Annotated in this window: 23 protein-coding genes; 1 reads left to right on the top strand and 22 read right to left on the bottom strand. The window is 36.3% G+C overall.

Annotated elements, in window-relative coordinates; translation table 11 throughout:
* Positions 1 to 492: 492 nt before the first annotated feature.
* From HMPREF9225_RS04985 to HMPREF9225_RS04965, 5 genes are read right to left on the bottom strand one after another with little or no spacing between them, the layout of a single operon-like run.
* Positions 493 to 1,335 (bottom strand): TPM domain-containing protein, encoded by an 843-nt coding sequence (locus HMPREF9225_RS04985; protein WP_008901858.1) that lies wholly within the window; start codon positions 1,333 to 1,335, stop codon positions 493 to 495.
* On the bottom strand, positions 1,322 to 1,903 hold the full coding sequence (locus HMPREF9225_RS04980) for a LemA family protein (protein WP_008901857.1): 582 nt from the start codon (positions 1,901 to 1,903) through the stop codon (positions 1,322 to 1,324). Before HMPREF9225_RS04980 ends, HMPREF9225_RS04985 begins: the two co-directional genes overlap by 14 nt.
* Positions 1,904 to 1,912: 9 nt before the next feature.
* A complete protein-coding gene (gene thiI / locus HMPREF9225_RS04975; protein WP_008901856.1) occupies positions 1,913 to 3,079 on the bottom strand; it encodes a tRNA uracil 4-sulfurtransferase ThiI in 1,167 nt (388 codons plus the stop codon).
* Positions 3,079 to 4,221 carry a cysteine desulfurase family protein gene (locus HMPREF9225_RS04970; RefSeq protein ID WP_008901855.1) on the bottom strand — a complete coding sequence of 381 codons (1,143 nt, stop codon included), beginning with the start codon at positions 4,219 to 4,221 and terminating at the stop codon, positions 3,079 to 3,081. The genes thiI and HMPREF9225_RS04970 overlap by 1 nt, the downstream gene beginning before the upstream one ends.
* Before the next feature lies 1 nt (position 4,222).
* Positions 4,223 to 4,819, bottom strand: a complete 597-nt coding sequence (locus tag HMPREF9225_RS04965; protein ID WP_023058949.1) for an LUD domain-containing protein — start codon at positions 4,817 to 4,819, stop codon at positions 4,223 to 4,225.
* 69 nt (positions 4,820 to 4,888) lie between these two features.
* On the opposite strand from HMPREF9225_RS04965, the gene HMPREF9225_RS04960 reads away from it, so the two are divergent.
* Positions 4,889 to 5,773, top strand: coding sequence for a ribonuclease H-like domain-containing protein (locus tag HMPREF9225_RS04960; RefSeq protein WP_008901853.1), 885 nt, complete (start codon positions 4,889 to 4,891; stop codon positions 5,771 to 5,773).
* 48 nt (positions 5,774 to 5,821) lie between these two features.
* Here HMPREF9225_RS04960 and HMPREF9225_RS04955 read toward each other — a convergent pair whose 3' ends face one another.
* Genes HMPREF9225_RS04955 through HMPREF9225_RS04875 form a run of 17 tightly spaced genes read right to left on the bottom strand, consistent with a single transcriptional unit; the run spans position 5,822 to position 21,643 of the window.
* Complete coding sequence (locus tag HMPREF9225_RS04955) at positions 5,822 to 7,015, bottom strand: ABC transporter permease (protein WP_008901852.1); 1,194 nt, start codon at positions 7,013 to 7,015, stop codon at positions 5,822 to 5,824.
* Positions 7,015 to 7,788 carry an ABC transporter ATP-binding protein gene (locus tag HMPREF9225_RS04950; protein WP_008901851.1) on the bottom strand — a complete coding sequence of 258 codons (774 nt, stop codon included), beginning with the start codon at positions 7,786 to 7,788 and terminating at the stop codon, positions 7,015 to 7,017. Before HMPREF9225_RS04950 ends, HMPREF9225_RS04955 begins: the two co-directional genes overlap by 1 nt.
* A 43-nt stretch (positions 7,789 to 7,831) precedes the next feature.
* The gene (locus HMPREF9225_RS04945; protein WP_008901850.1) at positions 7,832 to 8,587 is read right to left on the bottom strand and encodes a Nif3-like dinuclear metal center hexameric protein; all 756 of its coding nucleotides are present in this window, start codon (positions 8,585 to 8,587) and stop codon (positions 7,832 to 7,834) included.
* On the bottom strand, positions 8,550 to 9,236 hold the full coding sequence (locus tag HMPREF9225_RS04940) for a tRNA (adenine(22)-N(1))-methyltransferase (RefSeq protein WP_008901849.1): 687 nt from the start codon (positions 9,234 to 9,236) through the stop codon (positions 8,550 to 8,552). The genes HMPREF9225_RS04945 and HMPREF9225_RS04940 overlap by 38 nt, the downstream gene beginning before the upstream one ends.
* Complete coding sequence (rpoD, locus tag HMPREF9225_RS04935; protein ID WP_008901848.1) at positions 9,233 to 10,345, bottom strand: RNA polymerase sigma factor RpoD; 1,113 nt, start codon at positions 10,343 to 10,345, stop codon at positions 9,233 to 9,235. The genes HMPREF9225_RS04940 and rpoD overlap by 4 nt, the downstream gene beginning before the upstream one ends.
* A complete protein-coding gene (gene dnaG, locus HMPREF9225_RS04930) occupies positions 10,338 to 12,134 on the bottom strand; it encodes a DNA primase (protein ID WP_008901847.1) in 1,797 nt (598 codons plus the stop codon). Before dnaG ends, rpoD begins: the two co-directional genes overlap by 8 nt.
* Positions 12,124 to 13,146 carry a deoxyguanosinetriphosphate triphosphohydrolase gene (locus tag HMPREF9225_RS04925; protein WP_008901846.1) on the bottom strand — a complete coding sequence of 341 codons (1,023 nt, stop codon included), beginning with the start codon at positions 13,144 to 13,146 and terminating at the stop codon, positions 12,124 to 12,126. Before HMPREF9225_RS04925 ends, dnaG begins: the two co-directional genes overlap by 11 nt.
* The gene (locus tag HMPREF9225_RS04920) at positions 13,143 to 13,955 is read right to left on the bottom strand and encodes a pyruvate, water dikinase regulatory protein (RefSeq protein ID WP_008901845.1); all 813 of its coding nucleotides are present in this window, start codon (positions 13,953 to 13,955) and stop codon (positions 13,143 to 13,145) included. Before HMPREF9225_RS04920 ends, HMPREF9225_RS04925 begins: the two co-directional genes overlap by 4 nt.
* Position 13,956: 1 nt before the next feature.
* Positions 13,957 to 14,574: a helix-turn-helix transcriptional regulator gene (locus tag HMPREF9225_RS04915; protein WP_008901844.1), complete on the bottom strand. Its 618-nt coding sequence runs from the start codon at positions 14,572 to 14,574 to the stop codon at positions 13,957 to 13,959.
* Between the two features lie 2 nt (positions 14,575 to 14,576).
* Complete coding sequence (gene glyS, locus HMPREF9225_RS04910; protein ID WP_008901843.1) at positions 14,577 to 16,643, bottom strand: glycine--tRNA ligase subunit beta; 2,067 nt, start codon at positions 16,641 to 16,643, stop codon at positions 14,577 to 14,579.
* On the bottom strand, positions 16,643 to 17,521 hold the full coding sequence (glyQ, locus tag HMPREF9225_RS04905) for a glycine--tRNA ligase subunit alpha (protein ID WP_008901842.1): 879 nt from the start codon (positions 17,519 to 17,521) through the stop codon (positions 16,643 to 16,645). Before glyQ ends, glyS begins: the two co-directional genes overlap by 1 nt.
* A complete protein-coding gene (gene recO, locus HMPREF9225_RS04900; protein ID WP_008901841.1) occupies positions 17,521 to 18,204 on the bottom strand; it encodes a DNA repair protein RecO in 684 nt (227 codons plus the stop codon). The genes glyQ and recO overlap by 1 nt, the downstream gene beginning before the upstream one ends.
* A complete protein-coding gene (era, locus tag HMPREF9225_RS04895; RefSeq protein ID WP_008901840.1) occupies positions 18,201 to 19,082 on the bottom strand; it encodes a GTPase Era in 882 nt (293 codons plus the stop codon). The genes recO and era overlap by 4 nt, the downstream gene beginning before the upstream one ends.
* Positions 19,075 to 19,473 carry a cytidine deaminase gene (gene cdd, locus HMPREF9225_RS04890; RefSeq protein ID WP_008901839.1) on the bottom strand — a complete coding sequence of 133 codons (399 nt, stop codon included), beginning with the start codon at positions 19,471 to 19,473 and terminating at the stop codon, positions 19,075 to 19,077. Before cdd ends, era begins: the two co-directional genes overlap by 8 nt.
* Before the next feature lie 7 nt (positions 19,474 to 19,480).
* Entirely contained in the window at positions 19,481 to 20,188 is a 708-nt protein-coding gene (locus HMPREF9225_RS04885) for a diacylglycerol kinase (protein ID WP_008901838.1), read from the bottom strand.
* A gap of 1 nt (position 20,189) precedes the next feature.
* Positions 20,190 to 20,624 (bottom strand): rRNA maturation RNase YbeY, encoded by a 435-nt coding sequence (gene ybeY, locus HMPREF9225_RS04880; RefSeq protein ID WP_008901837.1) that lies wholly within the window; start codon positions 20,622 to 20,624, stop codon positions 20,190 to 20,192.
* Positions 20,621 to 21,643: a PhoH family protein gene (locus HMPREF9225_RS04875; protein ID WP_008901836.1), complete on the bottom strand. Its 1,023-nt coding sequence runs from the start codon at positions 21,641 to 21,643 to the stop codon at positions 20,621 to 20,623. Before HMPREF9225_RS04875 ends, ybeY begins: the two co-directional genes overlap by 4 nt.
* Positions 21,644 to 21,745: the final 102 nt, after the last annotated feature.

Here is a 21,745-nt window from a genome sequence, read left to right as displayed (position 1 = left end):
AAAGAATAGGGTTTGGTTATGCGTAGGATATTTATTTACATATATTATAATCTTTGAAATTATTTCATTTGCAAGGACTTGACCATTGGAGGTTATACCCGTTCGACTGCAGAGCCTTCGGCTCTTCCGCTCAGGGTGACTGTAGTTGATAGGATAATTTTTAATATTTTTGTCTTAGATAGGTTAAATATGGGTCAGATCCTTCGAAGCCCTAGCCGAAATCTGTGATTTCGGTGCAGGTTTCGTGCAAAGAGTTCCAAATAATCCGAGCATTGTGAAGACTGATTTACAGAACTCGACTGCTCGCCTGAGGGAAAATAATTTAGTATGAAATCTTAAGGAATGCAGTCACCCTGAGCGAAGATGACGAAGTCACAGGAGTCGAACGGGTATAACCTTGGTGAAGTCAAGTATTGATGCCAGTGCCTTAGATACTTATTTTAATTTCCAATCAAAAAACCAGAGGTCATACCTCTGGTCATTTTTTTATTTTTACCAAGAGCCGGAGCTTCCTCCGCCACCTGTTGATCCTCCTCCACCGGAGAATCCTCCAAATCCGCCGGAGCTTCCGCTGCTTCCTCCACCGAAGCCGCCTCCTCCGAAAAATCCTCCGAAGCCGCCGCCGAAATCGTCATCATCATAGAAAATATTTCTTCTATATCTTCTCCTATACTTTCTCCTTCTATTGTTAGTTGAAAGTATTATTAGGATGATGATTACAAACATTATTATTCTTATAGGACTTATGTCTGAGAATTCGTCATCTGGTGAGAATGATGCCGGCACTGATCTTTCTATTTCTATGTCGTACTCTTGTTTATATTTTTCTAGTACTTCGTTATAGATTTCAAGGATTCCTTCTTCGTAGGCTTCCTTGTTTTCTCCTGTTCTATCTCCCGGTGGAAATAGTTTGGATGCGTTACGCCTTATGGTATCTGCTACCGCATCTGGTACCCAACCTTCTGTCCTGTAACCTGGCATGATGGTTAAGCTTCCTTCTGGGATGGATAGAAGAATTAGAAGTCCGTTGTTCTCTTTGTTTCCAAATTTCCATTTATCGAAAATTTTTACACCATAGGAGTTGCCGTCATATCCTTGAAGTGATTTTACTATCATGACTCCTATTTGTGCTCCGGTCTTCTTTTCCAAGTCGTAGTTTGTTTCATTGATGTACTCAATTGATGTCTCTGATAGGATTCCCATTTCATCGTAGACGTATCCTTTTGCATCCTTTGGATCTGGTACCCACACGTCTTTTTCTGCAAAGGTACCCATGGTTAGAGACATCAAAAGTATTATTGAAAGGATGATTCTTTTCATTTTATTTTTTATCAAAATCTACTTGTGGATTTTCCATATCGCTTGCTGATACTTCAAAGTATGACTTAGGTGAGAATCCTAAGATTGAAGCGAAAATATTGGTTGGAAATCTCTTTACATCTTTGTTAAATTCTGTAACTGCGCTATTGTATCTCTCTCTTTCTGTAGCGATTCTGTTTTCTGTGCCTTCTAGTTGTGCTTGTAGGTTTAAGAATCCTTCGTTAGCTTTTAGCTCTGGATATGCTTCTACCACTACATTTATATCACCGATTGCCTTTGTAAGTTCTGTGTTTGCTTCTGATAATTCTTCTGGTGTCTTTGCACTTTGAACTTTTGATCTAGCTTCTGTGATCTTGGTTAGTGTTTCTTCTTCGTGGTTTGCGTAACCTTTAACTGTGTTTACCAAGTTTGGTATAAGGTCCGCACGTCTTTTAACCACGTTTTCTACTTGAGCATACTTGCCATCTACTTCTGCTTCTAGGGTTACTAATCTATTGTAATTCTTAACGAGTATTCCCCCGATAACTGCTACCAATGCTATTATGATTAGTAGTGAGCCACCTATCTTTCCTTGTCTTTTCATTTTCTCCTCCTATTCAATATTAATTATGGTCATGTTTTCTATTGCTTCTTCGACTAATTTATCAATGTCCAAGCCTTCTTCTGATTTTTCCATAATTTCTATGGTTGGTTTTAGAAGTGGATGTTTAGGTAAGAACACTGTGCAACAATCTTCGAATGGAAGGATTGATGTTTCATAGGTTCCTATTCTCTTAGATATTTCTATGATGTCCACCTTGTCCATTCCGATTAGTGGTCTAAATACCAATCTGTCTGTAATCGCATCGGTGCAGGCTAGTCCTTCTATAGTTTGGGAAGCAACTTGTCCGAGATTTTCTCCGGTTATAATTGATTTATACCCGTTTTTTGCTGAGATACTCTCTGCGATTCTCATCATAAACCTTCTTGATAGGACGGTCATCTGAGATTCGTGGCAGTGTTTGTTTATTTCTTTCTGAATTGGAAGGATGTTCACTGAATAAATCTTCATCGGTCCTGAGTAGGAGCTAACTATTTCACCAAGTTTTATTACTTTTTCTTCTGCCCTCTTAGATGTGAATGGGAATGAATGGAAGTGGAGAGCGTCCACCTTCACGCCACGCTTCGCCATCATGTAACCTGCCACCGGGCTGTCTATTCCTCCTGATAAAAGAAGTAGTCCTGTGCCATTTGTGCCAAGAGGTAGTCCTCCATGTCCTCTAAATTTTTCTGTGTACACATATGCATCTTGTCTTATGTCCACATAGACATAGAAGTCCGGATTATGAACATCAACATTTATATCGAAATTTTTTAGAACAGTTTCTCCTATGACGCGGCTAAATTCCATGCTGGTCATCGGAAATTTCTTGTCTGCCCTCTTCGTTTCTCCTTTAAAAGTTTTGAAATCATTCTTTTCTAGAGTTTCTCTCGTTATTTCTTTTATCGCTTCTCTTATTTCGTCTTCGTCTTTACCGACTTTTATACATGGACTTAGGTATACAATCCCAAATACGTGGGACACCCTTTTGATGATTCTATCCATGTTTTCTTTTTCGCATTCAATATATACTTTTCCAATGTCTTGGTAAATCTTTTTATATTCTATATCGTGGAGAGATCTTACAACTTGCTTTATAAGCGCGTCGATAAAACTTCCCCTATTTTTTCCTTTTAAAACCAACTCTCCAAGTGAGAGTCCTACTGCATATTTAAACATTATCTTTCCATCACTCCTCTGACTTCCTTCACCGAATAAATAAGTTTTTCGATGAATTCGTCTATATCTTTTTCATCTATATCTTTACATATGCAAATTCTGATTGTGCCTTCCATTAGATTTTCTGGAAGTCCTATTCCCTGCAAAACCGCAGATTTTTCTGTGCCATTGCTGTTACAAGCAGATGCTGTGCTTATAAATATATCAAACTCTTCCAAGTAGTGAAGAATTACCTCTCCCCTGGTGCCTTCTATTGAAACACTGGTAATATATGGGCTACCATCTTCACCATTTACTTGGTAACGGTCCAAATTTTCTTCCAACTTTTTAAGTAGGTATGCCTTAATCTTTTTCGCATGGGCATATTCTTTTTCAAAATCTTCTAATTCGCAGTCTATTGCAACTTTAAAACCTGCTATTCCCGGCATATTTTCTGTTCCTGAACGGACATCTTTTTCCTGTCCTCCTCCGTAAACTATTGAAGGAATTGCCACCGCATTCTTTATATACAAAGCTCCTGTTCCCTTCGGTCCATATACTTTGTGGGAGCTCATTGCATAACTGTCACAGCCAAGTTCCTTCACATCCACAGGAATTTTGCAAAGGGCTTGGACCCCATCCACATGGACAAAAGTATTAGGATTTATTTCTTTTACAATCTTTACGATTTCTTTGATATCTTGGATAGTTCCTAGTTCGCTATTTACTTGGGCAAGGGCTACCACCGCTGTGTTGTCATTTACTTCTTTTTTAAGTTCAGAAATTAAGACTTTGCCCTTTGGATCTACGGGAAGTAGCACCACTTCATAACCGAGATCTCTGTAGCGAAGAAATAATTTTCTAAGAGAAGAATGTTCTATGGTTGTGGTGATTATCTTTTTAAATCTCTTATTCTTTTCTATAAAACCTTGTACCGCAATATTATTGCTTTCAGTTCCGCCAGAGGTAAAGAATATTTCCTTTGGATTTGCATGGATGAATTTTGCAAGACTCGCCCTTGCACCTTCTCTGATCTTTTCTGCATCCATTCCCATTCTATGAAGGGAGGAAGGATTTCCAAAGTCAGTTGTTAGCACCTTCACCATCATATCCACCACTTCTGGTCTCGGTTTTGTAGTTGCGCAATTATCTAAATAAATCAATTTAATACCCCAAATCTTCGTTAATTAAAAACACATATGTATCTTGGAATTTAGGACCATGTTTAAGAGTTAGCTCCATAATATTCGTATCTTCTTGTCTATCAAAATCAAGTCTCATGTTTTTCTTTAGGCTTTCTAGTTCCATTCTCTTGAAATTTTGTGGTTGAGCGATTATTAAAGATCTATTAAATCCTGAGTTTACATCGGTTACAACCTTATTTCTTCCAACAAAGAAGAATACTTTTTTCTTGCCAAAGGTAACAGCACTGATTCTATTTCCATAGTAGTCCACCATGAGAATCTGTCCGTCCTCAGTTACCGCGTTTGCAGAAGTCACGAAGAAATCTGCCATATGTGATTTCATCATGCTGCTTTGGTAGTCCCTGTCCAACCAGTGCATGGACACGTCTGCTCCTTTTTCTTTTAAAGAATTATATATATCAAGCTCTTCAAGAGTTACAGATCCTGCCACTGCCACAGTTCTGCCTGGCTTTATAAAGTTCATGAAGTAATCTCTTGCCTCTGCTCCAGTTTCAAATATTTCAGAAATAAATCCGTTCTTCATCAGACTATTTCTCGTTCTCACTAAATTTATCATTGCTTCCCCTTTCTAAATAACCTAGTATCAATTATAATTTAAATAAGAAAATATTTAAAGTGGGTAATTATGAAAGTATTTGAGACTATTAACGAAAAAAATAATAAATATGACGATTTTGTTTTTATGGATATTGAGACCACAGGACTCACACATCAAAATCCCATCGTATCCATCACCGTTTCTGACGGAGTAAAAATAGTGACTACTGTCATCGAAGATCTAAAGGATGAGCAGGAACTTATCTCCGATTTTATAGAAAAATATAATGGATGCAACTTTATTACATACAATGGAGAGTCCTTCGACCTTCCTTTTATAAGACAGAGGGCAAAGTATTATAATTTGAATTTTGAATATAAATCCACGGACCTCTACAAGTATTTCAACAGGTACAGACATCTCTTCCCTATGAAGTCCTTAAGACAGATGGAAGTTGAAAAGTATTTTAATTTAGATCGTGGAGAGGATATATCAGGTGCGGAAGTGGTTGAACTATTTAGAAATTATCTCACATCAAAGGACGAAAAGAATCTAGATATTATTGGACACCACAATCTTAAAGATGTAGAAGGTCTTGTGTACCTCTATGAAAATAGATTTCTGATTCATAGAGAAAATAGGATTACTTTTGGCGAAGATTATCTCGAAATAAGAGATATAGATCTCGATCATGACACCCTTAAAATCTCAGGTGTCACAACCTTTCCAGATATGTTTTTAAATTCAAAGGACTACCTGCTAAATATACATGACGGTGAGTTTGCATTGGATATATACACAAAGAGTGGAAAATATTCCAAGAATTTAATCTGCAACTATGTTCTAAAAAGAGATTTCCCGGTTGAGGTAAGCGACCTTAAATCTCCAGAAGAAGTTGTAATTTTAAATTTGAAATCCATTGAAATGTATAATTTAAAATCGGTGGTAAGTTACATTTGCAAAGACATATAATAAAAATAAACATTAAAAAACCCATTCAACTGCGAATGGGTTAAATTTTTATGCGTTAAACATTATTTTTTCGCTTCCAAACATCTTGGCAACGATGAATGAGAATACTAGTCCAATTAGTACGTTGGATCCAACTGAATAGATAAGATTTAAAGTATCTAATTCAGAAACTATAGAACGACCTATTGCAAGGCAGCTTCCGTAGATTGGAATCAAGAATTTAATTGGAGATGCTTCTCCCGTTGAGGTCATGGTCAAAACTCCTGCAACTATGACAATAATATAGAGCGGAGCTATATATGTGCCCGCTTCCTTTGCATTCTTTGCATAGGTTGCAATTATAGAAATCATCGCCACCATTAGAAATGCCATTGAAAGCATTATAAGTGCAATCTGTCCAAACTGAGTAAATGTAAATTTCACAGTAGTATCTTGACCAAAGGACATTGCTTTTGGCATTACGATTGACATTGAAACCACATAGGCAATCGAAGATATCATGGAGATTAGTGTAAGTCCGATTAATTTTCCAAGGACGATGTCTGTTCTCTTTATCGGTGCAAGAAGAAGGCTTGCCATAGTTCCTCTTTCTTTTTCTCCTGTAAATGTATCGATTGAAAGACCCATGATGGAGCTATAGAGCATGATAACAATAAAATATGGAAGCATCATAGATAGTGCTTTGCCAGACATCTTTTCTTCTTTGAAAATCTGTCCATCTACATCCTTATTGATGGTGAATACTTCTAATATTTTTTCGTCTCCTATTCTTTCTTTTATAATATTTTTCTTTATACCTTCATCGAATACTGACTCAAGTTTTTTATATGCCATATCGGAATTGTCTTCTGAAGGGTTGTAAAAAATATTTATATTCGGGATATTTTCTCTATCATAGTTTTCGATTTTTTGTCTGAAATCAGATGGAAGTTCTACTATCGCATCTATCTCTCCATTTTTAAGCTTCTCTTTTAGATTTTCCATCTCCCCATCTTTTATACTCTCGATGGTCATGGTTTCGGCAATGCTTCCAAAATCTGCTTTTGTCTTTTCATCTAGGTTGGAGAAATAAACAAGAGATTTGTGGGTTTTCATATCGTCCATCATATTGTTCATTGTATTTCCAATCAGTGAAAATATAATTACCATCATAAGTGGTGGCAAGATGAACATTCCAAAAATCATTTTTTTATCGCCGAAGACTCTTCTCAGTTCTTTCTTAAGTATTATCATCATTCCCATTAGTCTTCTCCTTTTTCATTTGAATAAAGTTTAAAAAATGCTTCTTCCAAATCTTTTGCATCAGTCTTTTCTACCACTTCGTCAATAGTTCCGTGAAACACTAGCTTGCCATCGATTATAATTCCGATTCTGTCGCAGACTTTTTCCGCTTCGGTCATATTGTGGGTGGACATTATGATGGTTTTATTTTCTGATTTAAGTTCTTTTATATAGTCAAGTACAGATTTTGCGGTTATAATATCAAGACCGGATGTCGGTTCGTCAAAGATTATTATTTCTGGATTGTGCATAAGGCTCACCGCAATTGCTGCTTTTTGCTTCATTCCTGTGGAAAGTTCTTCGATCTTCTTGTGTTTAAAATCATCTATTCCAAAGTATGAAAATAATTTTTCTTTTCTCTCTTTTATTGTTGCTTTTGGAACATTTCTAAGTTCGCCGAAGAAATCAAAGAGATAATCCGGTGTGAAGTTTGGATCGAGTTTTATTTCTGAAGTTAAAAATCCAATCTTCTCTCTTACCTTCTCTCCATTTTTTACCGTATCTAATCCATTTACTTCTACAGTGCCAGAAGTTGGCTTAAGAAGTGTGGAAATAATTCTTAGGGTTGTGGTCTTACCGGCGCCGTTGGTTCCTAGAATCCCAAATATTTCCCCTTCTTTGATACTTAAATTAATATTATTTACAGCGATTTTTTCACTGTCCTTAGTCTTTAGTTCTTTCTTCATCTTCTTCGTCAGTTTGAAGATCTTCGTAAGATTTTTTATTTCTATCATAAGCACCTCTTTGTCTTATATTTAAAGTTTTTTCATTTTTATATTATATATAAAACTTAAAATTTGTGTCAATTATTTCCACATCTATTGTAAATTTTTCTTCCAAAAGCTCTTTTAACTTATCTAATGCAAATTTTTCTGAACCATAATGGGTAAGATCCACTAGAGAAATATTATCTTCGTAGGCTCTCTGTCCGTCGTGGTGCTTCACATCTCCGGTTATATACATATTAAGACCTCTGGATACTACCTCGTCGAAGTAGCTCATACCAGAACCTCCTACGATAGCAAGCCTTTCAACTGGCACTTTTTTGCCGTAGAAGATTGCTCCGAGAGCATTTAATCTTTCGTAGATTTCATCCCCAATATTATTTTCAAGAACGTAGCCAATGGTTGTACTATCAGTCATGGCAAAGTTTTCTACTATTGGAAGTCCAAGAGCTTCTGCCAATGCGACGTTTACACCTTTATCTGAAACGTCAAGGCTGGTGTGGGATGAGTAGACAGAAATTTTATTTTCTATAAGTTTAATTATATTTTTTCCAAGGTAGCTATCTTCGTCTATTCTCTTTATGCCCGTAAATATCATCGGATGGTGGGAGATAATTAATTTTACTCCACTTTCTACTGCATGATCAATAACTTTATCCGTTACGTCCATACATAGGATGACCTTTTCTGTTTCGTTCTTTATTCTAACTTGGTAGCCGGAGTTGTCCCATTCTTCCTGATACTGTTCCGGAGCAATCTTTCTTATATATTCAATTATTTTTTCTGTACTTGTCATTGATTTTTTCATAATAATTCACTTCTTTTTTCAGTTCTATATATCTCTTAAGGGCTCTCTTACCCTGTTTTAGTCCTTTCATTATGAAAAGATTTGCACCTTTTAGATAATCTACATATAAAAATGCTTCTTCCTGATTTTTTCTAAGAGCCTTTATTGGGATTTTAAGTTCCATTTCATTTGAAACTTCTCTTATCTTACCATCATATTCTGCGACGATTATCTCGAAGTATCTATCGTCTTCAAAAACCACATCTTCATCTACTATTTCGTATCCGTTTTCAAATAAATATTTTCTAAGTTCTCTTGCACCTTGCATCGGTTGGAGGATGAGTCTAACATTCTTAGAAATTTCTGATGCGGAAAGTATCTCTCCGATCAAGACTCCTCCCATGCCAGCTATTACTACAGTTTCGATTCCATCTTCCGGATTTAAAACCTCCATGCCATCTCCGAGCCTTGCGTCCAGTTCTATATTTTTTTCTTTTGCTAAATCTATTGCCTTTTGAAGGGATGGTTTTGAAATATCTGCAGCTATGGCATAGTCTACGATTTTATTTTCAATTAGAAAAATAGGCACAAGACCGTGATCTGTGCCTATGTCAGCCATTCTCTTTCCCTTTATATGGCTAGATATTTTATTTAATCTCTTAGAAATCATTCCAAATAATCCTTTAATTTTCTACTTCTGCTTGGGTGGCGAAGTTTTCTAAGTGCTTTTGCTTCAATCTGTCTTATTCTTTCTCTTGTGACATCGAATTCTTTGCCAACTTCTTCAAGAGTTCTATTTCTGCCGTCTTCAAGTCCAAATCTTAGGGTCAAGACTTTCTTTTCTCTATCTGTAAGAGTGTCGAGGACATCTCCAAGTTGTTCTCTTAGAAGTGTAAATGTTGCAGCGTCCTGTGGTGATTGGATTTCTTCATCAGGGATAAAATCTCCAAGATGGGAGTCTTCTTCTTCACCGATTGGTGTCTCTAAAGATACTGGTTCTTGTGCGATCTTTTGAATTTCACGAACCCTTTCCACATCTATATTCATCTCTTCTGCAATTTCTTCTGGAGATGGATCTCTACCTAGATCTTGCACCAATTGTCTTTGAATTCTCACAAGTTTATTTATTGTTTCCACCATGTGAACAGGAATCCTTATGGTTCTTGCTTGGTCTGCAATGGCTCTTGTGATGGCTTGTCTAATCCACCAGGTTGCATAGGTTGAGAATTTAAATCCCTTTGTGTAGTCGAATTTGTCTACCGCTTTCATAAGTCCAAGGTTACCTTCTTGAATCAAGTCAAGGAAACTCATTCCTCTTCCTACGTATCTTTTGGCGATGGATACTACAAGTCTTAGGTTCGCTTCAGCAAGTTCTCTTGCAGCTTCCCTGTCTCCCTTTTCCATTCTCTTTGCTATGACCACTTCTTCGTCCGCTGTTAATAGAGGAATTTTACCGATTTCCTTTAAGTACATTCTCACAGGATCGTCTACACTTATTCCCTTTGGAACGGACAAATCTTCTTTAGATAAGTCGATCTTATCATCGTCATCATCTTCATCGTCACCTATCTCTTCATCCAATAGTTCGATGCCTTTTTTTTCAAATTCTTTATACAATGAATCAATTTCATCACTTTCCATAGGAATTTCATCTAGAGCATCTACTATTTCTTCATAGGTAAGATTTCCCTTTTTCTTTCCTGTCTTCATGAGAGAATCTACTATGGAGTCTTTAGACATAGATTGATCTTCATCTTCAAAATCTAAATGATCAGTCATTTTTCATTTCTCCTTTAAGTTTTTGGTTTAAATCTATAATAATTTCTGATAATTCTTTCAATTTTTCTTTGTAATTTGGCTCATTTCTATCTAATTTTTCCAATTTTGATAGATTCGATTTTAAATCTTCTTGTAGCTTACTCTTTATAATAGTCTTTGCAAGTTCTTCTATGATTTTATCTGGATATTCATGGGAGACTTCAATTTCTTTTATAATTCTGTAGGAAGTCTCTGTAATTTTGCCACTTTCTTTTAAATCTTCAAGTGGATCTTTTGCACTTTTTTCATAGGCTTCTTCCAAAGATTTTATGACCTCTACTTCATTTTTTTCGAGGTATTCTTCTAAGTTTAAGTACTTTTTAATTATCTTTATATAATTTTCGTCAGCCGCTGCATAAGCCATAAGTTGGTATTTTGATTTTTTAAATCCGTTTTGTATATTTTTAGCTACCGGCTTTGTAGTTTGTCTACTATTTTTTAAATTATATTCCCTATTTCTTTCTCTCTTGTCCTCGTAATTTTGTTTGTTTCTGTTTATATAGTTTATAATTGCAGATCTCGTAACTTTATAATCTTTTGAGAGTCTGTCGATTTCAAGATCCCTTTCAATAGGGTTTTTTATTGTAGCGACAAGTTTTGCTGATTCCACTAAGAATCCAGTCATCCCATCCGTGGTACTTATGTCGAAGTTTTTCTTTAGATCTTCGATCAAGTATTCAAAATAGTTTGTCGCTTCAGATAAGGTCACTTCGAAGTTGAATGCTCCATATTTTTTTAAATATTCATCTGGATCAAGTCCTTCAGGAAGTCTTATGATCTTTGGATTTACTCCAACAGATCTCAAAATCCCAATGGCGCGCTTCGTAGCTCTTATGCCTGCCTCATCTCCGTCGTAGCAGATGTATACATCTTTGCCGAATTTTTTTACAAGCTCTGCCTGCTCTGGAGTAAGTGCTGTACCTAGACTTGCTACACTATACTTTATACCACTTTTGTAGAGAGAAATAACATCCATGTAGCCTTCTACGAGAATAATTCTACTTCTGTCTAAATTTTTTACTATATTTTGGTTGTAGAGATTTCTTCCCTTATGAAATACAACTGTATCTGTGCTATTTAAATATTTTGGCATGGAATCGTCCATAACTCTTCCACCAAAGGCAATTACCCTTCGTCTTAAATCGATGATCGGAAACATAATTCGATTTCTAAATCTATCAAAGTACTTTCCATTTTGTGATTTAGAAACCAGGTTGTACTCTACTAGTTCCTCTTCGTTATATCCGTTGGACTTCATATAGTTAAGCAGATTGTTCCAGCTATCTTCCGCAAAGCCAAGCCCATAGGCAGTAATAACTTCTGGACCTATTTCTCTTCTCTCTAAGTATTCAAGTGCCATCTTATTATTCTTTAGATTTTGCATATAAAATTTTGCTGCAAGCACATTGGCTTCATAGCATCTCGTAATTTTATCGAGTTTCTTTTTGTCTACTTTTTCTTCACTTAGTTCAATATTATATTTCTCTGCCAAGAATTTTACTGCTTCTATAAAAGATAAATGCTCAATCTTCATTATAAATGTGATCACATCGCCGCCAGCGCTGCATCCAAAACATTTAAATATTTGCTTCGATTCTGATACGGAAAATGAAGGGGTTTTTTCAGAATGAAAAGGGCACAATCCCATGTAGTTTGAGCCCTTTTTCTTTAAATCTACATATTCACTTATAACATCTACGATACTTGATTTTTGGCGTATTTCATCCAAAACTCTGTCGTCAATTCTCATCTCTACTATCCCATCCTTTAGGAATGCATATCTCTCTAAACACATGGATGGCGAAGGTATCTGTCATGCCCGCTATATAGTCTGCCACTATTTCGTCCTCTGTGTGTTCAATATTTTCATACAAACTTAGATGTTCTTTCGGTATTCTATATAAATCTTTTTTGTAAAAATTGTAGAGATATGTAAGTATTCTATCTACTTTCGTATCTTCAACTTTTACATTTTTATCCAGGTAGACCCTATCAAACATAAATTTTCTAAGGTTCATAGTCGCTTCATAAACTTCCGGCTCCATTTCAATTATTTCTTCGCCGTAGGATTTATTTATGATTGAGCTGATCATGGTGCCAATTCTTGCTGAATGGGTGCTACCGAGTATTTCTATTTCTTCTTTTGGAAGGTCTTCTTCTTTTAAAATTCCCGCCCTAATAGCATCATCTATATCGTGGTTAATATAGGCAATTCTATCTGCAAACTTAATTATTTTTCCTTCCAAGGTGGATGCCATTCTGTCTCCGGTGTGATGAAGGATTCCATCTAACACATCTTCTGTTAGATTTAGTCCTCTTCTCTTCTCTCCTGTTTCTAGAAAATCCACCACCCTTATGGATTGTTCGTTGTGGCGAAATCCACCTGGTTTAAGTCTATTTAAAACAGTCTCTCCACTGTGACCAAATGGAGTATGACCAAGGTCGTGGCCCAAAGCTATCGCTTCTACCAAATCTTCATTTAATTCAAGTGCCCTTGCAATGGTCCTTGCAATCTGTTGCACTTCCAATGTGTGGGTGAGTCTGGTTCTAAAGTGGTCTCTGCCTGGACTGATAAAGACCTGGGTCTTGTGTTTTAATCTTCTAAAAGATTTTGAATGGATGATTCTATCCCTATCCCTTTGGTAACTGGTTCTGATTTTACAATCTTCTTCAGCGTACTTTCTCTTCGCATCCTTTGAATGGCATGCGTAGGGTTTTAAAATTTTCTCTTCAAGAATCTCCCTATTTTCTCTTATATTCATAGTCCTACACTTTTCATATGATCGAGCACTATCTCTGCAGTTTCTTCTATTGCCTTATCAGTTACGTCTATAACTACACAGCCAAGTTTTCTCATGACTTCATCTGCGTACATAAGCTCTTCTCTGATTCTTTCTATATCAGCGTATTTTGCGCCTTGAGAAAGTCCCAGTGATCTAAGCCTTTCTTCTCTTATGGAAATAAGTTTTCTCGGTCTACATGTAAGTCCGATTACCCTATTTACATCCTTGTCATAAACTTCTTGTGGTACCGGTACTTCTGGAACCAATGGAATGTTTGCGACTTTGTAATTTTTATTTGCAAGGTACATTGAAAGCGGAGTCTTAGAAGTTCTAGAGATACCTACTAGGCATATGTCAGCTTTCTTAGCTCCCCTAGGATCCTTGCCATCATCATACTTAACTGCAAATTCAATTGCCTCCACTTTTTTGAAATAATTTTCGTCAAGACGCCTTATTAGTCCAGGTTCTCTAAGTGGAGGATGTCCCAATGCTTTTTCAAATTCATAGAGTGGCTCGCCCATTACATCTATAAGATGGATGCCGAGTTCCCTTCCCTTCATTTGAATGTAGTCCCTAGTTTCTTGAACTACGTTGGTGTACACAACCACCGCTTTTTTACATCTGGAAGCCATCTCCATAATCGGTTTTATTTGTTCGACGCTGTTGTGGTATGGAAATCTTCTAATTTCGTAGTCTGTAGCTTCAAACTGTTTTACAGATGCTTTAGCAATTAGTTCTCCTGTCTCTCCAACTGAGTCGGAGATTACGAATATTGAAATATTAGGCATATTAATCTTCCTTAGTCTTAGATAATTCTATAAATACATTTAGCGCATTGGTCTTGGTCCATCTTCCAACCACTTTTAAATGTTGATTTATAACTGGAATAGCGTCCACATCATGATTATATAAAATTTGAGCCGCTTCTTTTACAGTTGCCCTAGGGCTTACGGTAAACACATTTGGCATTCTAGTCATGATCACTGAAACGGGAGTGGTTTCTATATCCATCTTCGTCATGGTGGCTCTTAGTAAATCTTTTCTGCTTACTACTCCGATTAATTTTGATTTGCTCGTTACGAATATAGTTCCAATATCTGATGCAAATAGTTCTACTATCGCATCGTTTATGCTATCTTCTTCGTCTAAAATTGCTGAGGTGGACATATAGTCCTTTACCAACATCTTTTGAAGTTTATTGTTTATAGATTGGGTGTCCACATCTCCTCTGAAGTAATAACCATACTTAGGTCTTGCACCTAAAATATTTAACATCACAAGGATGGAAAGATCAGGTCTTATGGTCGCCCTTGAAAGTCCCAATCTTTCAGCAATCTCGTCGCCTATTATAGGTTCTCCCTCTTTTACTATTTCAATTATTTCTTCTTGTCTTTTGGTTAGTTCCATATTTATTCCTTAATAGATTCTATGTTCACTACTCTTTCTACAAGGCTATCGATTAAATGTAGTAGTGCTAAACGGTTATTTCTTACATTTTCATCATCTACAAGCACCATACAGCTATCGAAGAATTTATCTATAAATGGTACTAATGGATTTAAAGCAAGTAATGCTTCTTCATATTTCTTGTCGTTTATCAAGGTTTCTACATCTGGTCTTATGGATTCAAATCTATTATAGAGTTCTTTTTCTGAAGGGTCTTCAAATCTTTCTTCGGCAACTTCCCCTTCTTCATACTTGGTTGCGAGGTTGTGAACTCTAGTTAATGCGTCTGTAAGTTCTGTTCTATCTTCTTTAAAGAATTCATTTAGTTTTATCGCTTTGTCAATTGTTTCAATTACGGTTCCATCAGATGCGATTACACCTTGGATGATGTCGTATCTGATATTCATATCTTCAAGAATATTTTTGATTCTAGCTCTGAAATAATCTAGGATTTTTTCTTTAACTTCTTCGTAGTTGAAGGTTAGATTATTTTCTTGAACATAGGTGTATAGAGCGTGGTCAACTATATCGCTTAGAGATAGATCCCAGTTCTTATCCTTTAGAATATTTATAACTCCGATTGAAAGTCTTCTTAGGGCAAATGGGTCTTGTGATCCAGTTGGAATTAGACCTATTGCAAATAGTCCTACTATTGTGTCAATCTTGTCTGCTAGGGCAAGGATTGAACCGATAGTTGTCTCTGGAAGTTCATCTCCTGCAAATCTAGGTAGGTATTGTTCGAAGATTGCTTGGCTTACTAGAGGTTTTTCTCCTTGAAGCTTTGAATAGATTGAGCCGATGGTTCCTTGAAGTTCTGTAAATTCTGTAACCATCTTGGTAGTTAAATCTGCTTTAGAAAGTTCTGCCGCTCTCTTTAAATCTACTAGAGATTCGTCTGCAACTTCTAATTTTTCTCCTATTTCACGAGAAAGTTTATCTATTCTTAGAGATTTATCATACATTGTGCCAAGTTTATCTTGGAACATAAGACCTTTTAGATTTTCATTTAGATCTTCTAATTTGGTTTTGATATCTTCGTTGTAGAAGAATTTTGCATCTTCAAGTCTCGCTCCTAGTACTTTTTCATTTCCTTTAGAAACTACTTCTTTTTTGTAATCAGTTCCGTTTCTAACGGTTATGAAGTATGGAAGTAGATCTCCGTCTTCGTTATATACAGGGATGTAGCGAAGATGATCTCTCATTGGTGTGGTTATTACTTCCGCTGGAAGTTCTAGATATTCTTCTTTTACATTTCCAGTAATAGGAGTTGGATATTCGTTGATATAGGTAAGTTCATCTAGTAGATCCTTATCTTCTTTTATTTCTCCACCGAGAGCTTTCGCTTCTTTTTTTGCATTTATTTTTATAATTTCAAGTCTCTTCTTTTGATCTAGGATTACATAGTTTTCTTCAAGAAGTTTTTCGTAATTGTCCACGTGATCTATTTCAATATGAGAGCTTCCTAAGAATCTATGACCTCTAGTTACACTTCCTACTGGTATTCCTTCGAAAGGAAATTCTACAACTTCACTATCTAGCATGCTGACAACCCATCTAATAGGTCTTGCAAATTTAAGATTCTTACCGCCCCATTTCATATTCTTAGGGAAGGTTATACCTTTTATTAGACTTGGGATTTCGACCTTTAGAATTTCTTCTGACTTTTCACCTTTTTTGTGAACTTGTCCGTATACGTATTCGGTTCCCTTTAAGTCTTTTATTTCGATATCTTCTAGTTTTAAATTCTTAGATTTTAAAAATCCTTCTAGTGGTTTTGTAGGGTTTCCATCTTCATCAAAGGCGATCTTCTTTGCAGGTCCCTTTACTTCTTCGTCGATATCTCTTTGGAATTCTTCTATGCCATCTATAAAAAGAGTAAGTCTTCTTGGTGTTGCATAGGTTCTTATATCTTTGTAATCAATTAGATTGTCTCTTAAAAATTTATCTGCCTTATCTCTTATTTGAATGAGTGCAAGGTCTACATATCTTGCTGGCAACTCTTCCATTCCAATTTCAAGTAAATAATTCATTATTTGTCACCTCTGTTTAAAAGTGGATAGCCAAGTTCTTCTCTCTGTTTCAAGAATGTTTCCGCAACTTTTCTCGCCCTATTTCTAACTCTTGCTATATAGGATGTTCTTTCTGATACTGAAAGTGCTCCCCTTGAGTCAAGAAGGTTAAAAGTGTGTGAGCATTTAAGTGTGTAGTCGTATGCTGGAAGCACAAGTCCTAGTTCGATTATTCTTTCAGATTCTTTTTCATATACGTCAAAGAGATGTTTAAGCATATCTACATCCGCATCTTCAAATCCGTACTTGGATTGTTCGTACTCTGCCATTTTGAAAATATCGCCGTACTTGATATTTTCGTTCCATTGAATTTCGTAAACTGAATCCACATTTTGTAAGTACATTGCAATTCTTTCAAGACCATAGGTAAGCTCTGCTGATTCAAGATCACAGTTTATTCCTCCTACTTGTTGGAAGTAGGTAAATTGTGTAACTTCCATTCCGTCAAGCCATACTTCCCATCCAAGTCCCCATGCTCCTAAGGTAGGTGATTCCCAGTTGTCTTCTACGAATCTAATGTCGTGGATGCTGGTGTCTATTCCTATTGCTTCAAGGGATCCAAGATATTGTTCTTGTACATCTTCTGGAGATGGTTTTAAGATTACTTGTAGTTGGTGATGTTGATATAGTCTATTTGGATTTTCTCCATATCTTCCGTCTGCTGGTCTTCTAGATGGTTCTACGTATACTGTTCTCCATGGTTCTGGTCCAAGGGATCTTAAAAATGTGTGAGGGTTCATAGTTCCTGCGCCTTTTTCTATGTCGTAAGGCTCCATTATGATTGCTCCTCTTTCCATCCAGTAGCTTGTCAAATTCTTAATTAAATCTTGAAAATACATTATTCCTCCCTAATTAACTCCAATGAGTTTATTTGTCTTAAATCTAGACAGTATTTTATATATTCTATAATTATGTGAAAGATCTTCCTTTCGAAATCTTTCTTTTGAAACTCAAATTCTAAATCTTTGTACATCAAGAGATTTAGATATTCTACTTCTTCGTCATTTAATTCATAGTACTTAGAAGAATATTCTAAATTAGGTGAAAGTCCGCCCCCATCTACTAAAAAGTATTTTCCTTTCATCGCCGGTCTAAACCCTATAAATGAAATATATTTGAGTAGAAGCTGCATGGTTCTCACCCTCGCAGTAGAATCTTCTATTGTTTCTAAGTATTTTTTTAAAAGTAGGTATGCATTCTTATTTTCTATCTCTTCCATATTGCTTTTTAAGTAGATTTCTAATACTAAATTTGCATATGAAAGTTTTACAAGGCTCTGTCTTAGGTGCAAGTTTGAAGATAGTATATTTGCACTCTTAATATAGTAGAAGACTCCTGATTTTGAAATGGTATATTCGTTTACAAAGAACACCTGTGAAGAGCTGGTTACTTTTGAACTTCTCTTAAGCGCTCCCTTTGCATAGATGGTCACAAGACCCGCGTCAAGGGTATACACTTTTAAAGCTTTAGAGCTTTCTCCAGCGTTCCTCTCAGAAAGAACTATACCTTCTGTTCTAATCATAGGTAGCCATGTCCTTTTAATCTGGTTTCGTTATCCCTCCAGTTTTTATCGACCTTAACCCAAATTCTTAGATCCACCTTTGTCATAAGTAAGTCCATGAGATCGTGTCTAGCTTGGGTGCCAATCTTTTGAAGCATGGTGCCATTCTTGCCAATGATTATGCCCTTGTGATTATCTCTTTCCACATAAATCGTAGCAATGATATTGGTCCTATCTTCTAGTTCTTCCATCTTTTCTATTTCAACAGCCACCCCATGAGGTACTTCTTCTTGCAAAAACCTAAGTGCTTTTTCTCTTATTATCTCTGCAACTATAAACTTCATAGGTCTGTCGGTTACATATTCGTCTGTGTAGTACTTCGGTCCTTCTGGAAGATTCTTCTTAACAGTGTCTAGGTAGATTTCTGTGCCGTCTCCTTCTCTTGCAGAGATTGGTATGACATCTAGAAAATCCATCTCCTTCGAATACATTTCTATTAAACGAAGTATATCTTCCTTAGGAATACTGTCGATTTTATTTATAAGTAGGATTACTTTTTTGTCTTTTATCTTCTTTAATTTTTCTAGAATAGCCCTGTCCTGTTTTCCAATTATTTTAGAAGTATCCACGATGTATGTGATTAGGTCCACATCTTCTAAGGCTGAGCTAGATTCTCTTAGCATGTAGTCACCCAGTTCGTTTCTTGGGGTCTGCATACCAGGTGTATCGAGAAATATTATTTGACTATCGTCGTCGCTATATATTAAGTTTATTTTATTTCTCGTGGTTTGAGCCTTGTCAGAAACTGCAAGGATTCTCATGCCGATTAGTCTATTTAAAAGCGTCGATTTGCCTACGTTTGGTCTGCCAATCACCGCTACATATCCCGATTTAAACATTATTTAATTCCTCCGGTCCAAAACTATGGGGAAGTATCTCTTCCAGTGTAAACTTTCTATAATCCTCTGTCGAGTTTGCAATTATAATTTCTGGGTCCTTCGAAAATTCTCGAATTACCTGTCTACAAACCCCACATGGAAAGGTGTCTTTATTATCTCCTGTTATGACAATCTTTTTAATCTCTCTATGACCTTCCGAGACTGCTTTGAAAATTGCCACCCTCTCCGCACAAATGGTCGGTGAATAGGAGACGATTTCTATATTTCCACCTTGGTACACAGAGCCATCTTCCATCTCAACAGCACAACCAACGTTGAACTTTGAGTATGGAGTGTAGGTCATCTTTTCCTTTGCATCTAATGCAAGTTCTATTAGTTTTTTAATTTCCATATTCACCTCACGTAAATAGTTTAAATACAAAGATTGCAACAGAGATTCCAACTATTGCTCCTGCAACTGCTTCCGATTTTCTGTGGACTCCAGTTTCAACTCTACTTTCTGCTACCAGTAGTGCAAGTCCCAAGGCACATGTGGTTATCACAGTTTTTTGTGCAACTAGAGATATCACTGTGGCAGCACAAAAGGCAATTGATGTGTGTCCTGAAACTGCTCCCCCTTGGAAGTATGATCCTCCATTCTTCTTTGCCATGAGGTACTTGCCTCCAATGGTTAGAATGAGGACTATAATCACCGCAACCAGTGCCAAATGGTCTGGAGAATTTTTAATCTTTACAAGGGCGATCTGTCCTATATTTGAGATCTTGTTATAAAAGAGTAAGTATGCAACCACCACTGCATTTAGTGATGCAATCATAACCGCTCCTGCAGAGACGTCCTTTACATACTTTGCAATCGGATTGTAGTCCGTAACAACCAGGTCCACCGTTCTTTCGATGGCTGTGTTTATAAGTTCAAGGACTATTACAAGTGTAATCGCAAATAATAAGATGAGAAATTCCATCTTAGTTAAGTCAAAGAACAGAGAAATTATAATCGTTCCAAGACAGGCAAGCCAATGAAATTTCATATTTCTTTCAGTTGTAAGTGCGGAGATTATTCCCTGCACCGCATAGTTAAAAGATGAAATAAAGCTACTATTTTTCATATTATCTACTAATTTCTAATTTTTCCATAACCCTATCTTCCACTGCTCTCATCTCTTTTTTGTCCTCTTCTTCCTCGTGGTCAAATCCCATTAGGTGAAGACTTGAGTGCACAGTTAAATAGGAAATCTCTCTCTTCTCGCTGTGTCCATATTCCTTTGCCTGTTCGATAACCTTATTTATATTTATGACGATATCGCCAAGCATGTTTGTAAATTCATCGTCCATAGGAAAAGAAAGCACATCGGTAGTTCTATCTACCCCTCTGTAATCCCTGTTTAGTTCATGGATTTCATCATCGCCGACAAATGAAACGGAAACCTCGTAGTCATCTGTGAACTCTATTTCTTTTAAGGCAGCTTCGATAGATTTCTCTACAATATTTTCTATCTCTTCATCGATTTCTATTAAATCCTGTCTATTGTCGAAATAAATCATCTTTCTTTCCTTCTGTTTGATGTTGTATCTTTTTTACTATCTTTATTTTCTTTACTTTGTTTATTTTCCCATCTGTCGTAGGCATCGATTATCCTTTGAACTAGTGGATGTCTTACGATGTCGTTTCGATCAAGTTTAACTATTTCGATTCCCTTTACATCCTTTAGGATTCTCATAACGGTTTTAAGTCCAGAGGATTTGCCCTTTGGAAGGTCGATTTGAGTGATATCTCCTGTGATTATTGCCTTCGAACCATAACCGAGTCTAGTTAGAAACATCTTCATCTGTTCGTTGGTGGTGTTTTGTGCCTCGTCAAGAATTACATAGGATGAATCGAGAGTCCTACCTCTCATGTATGCTAGAGGAGCTACTTCGATCAAACCTTTTTCAACGTACCTGGTGTAGTTTTCGTGTCCCATAATTTCAAATAACGCATCGTAGAGAGGTCTAAGGTATGGATCGACTTTCATCTGTAAATCTCCAGGCAAAAATCCTAGAGATTCTCCAGCTTCTACTGCAGGTCTTGTAAGGATAATTCTGTTTACTTCTTTATTTTTAAATGCCTTTACAGCCATCGCCATCGCAAGGTAGGTCTTACCAGTTCCGGCAGGACCAACTCCGAATACAATGTCGTTGTCCTTCATGGCATCCACATATTTTTTCTGTCCCAAAGTCTTTGAACGGATCGGTTTACCCATAGCAGTGTGGACGATAACATCGTTTAGAAGTTCTGTCATCGGCTTCATCTCGCCCTGTTTAATTAAGGCTATGGAATATTCAACGTCCTTTTTTTCCAAAGATTTCTGTCTGATTATTAATTCCTTTAGATTTTCGATTAGAAGAGCCGCATTTTCCGTGGCAATTTCGTCGCCGTATATTTCTAAGAGATCTTCTTTCACGATTATTTTAACTCCCATAGAGCTCTCAATGAGCTTATGGTATTCATCTAAATTACCAAAAAGTGTATTTAAAATATTTGTGTCTGAAATCGGCACAATTTTACATTGATTTTCTTTCAAGTAATAACCTCCATATCCTATTTATTGTACCATATTTATTATTTAAAAGCTATTTTATATTTATTAATGCTATGTTATATATTTTGAATTTATTTTTTATAA

The sequence above is a fragment of the Peptoniphilus duerdenii ATCC BAA-1640 genome (assembly GCF_000146345.1).
GTDB lineage: Bacteria > Bacillota > Clostridia > Tissierellales > Peptoniphilaceae > Peptoniphilus_B > Peptoniphilus_B duerdenii.
This window is presented reverse-complemented; position numbering and strand designations above follow the sequence as displayed.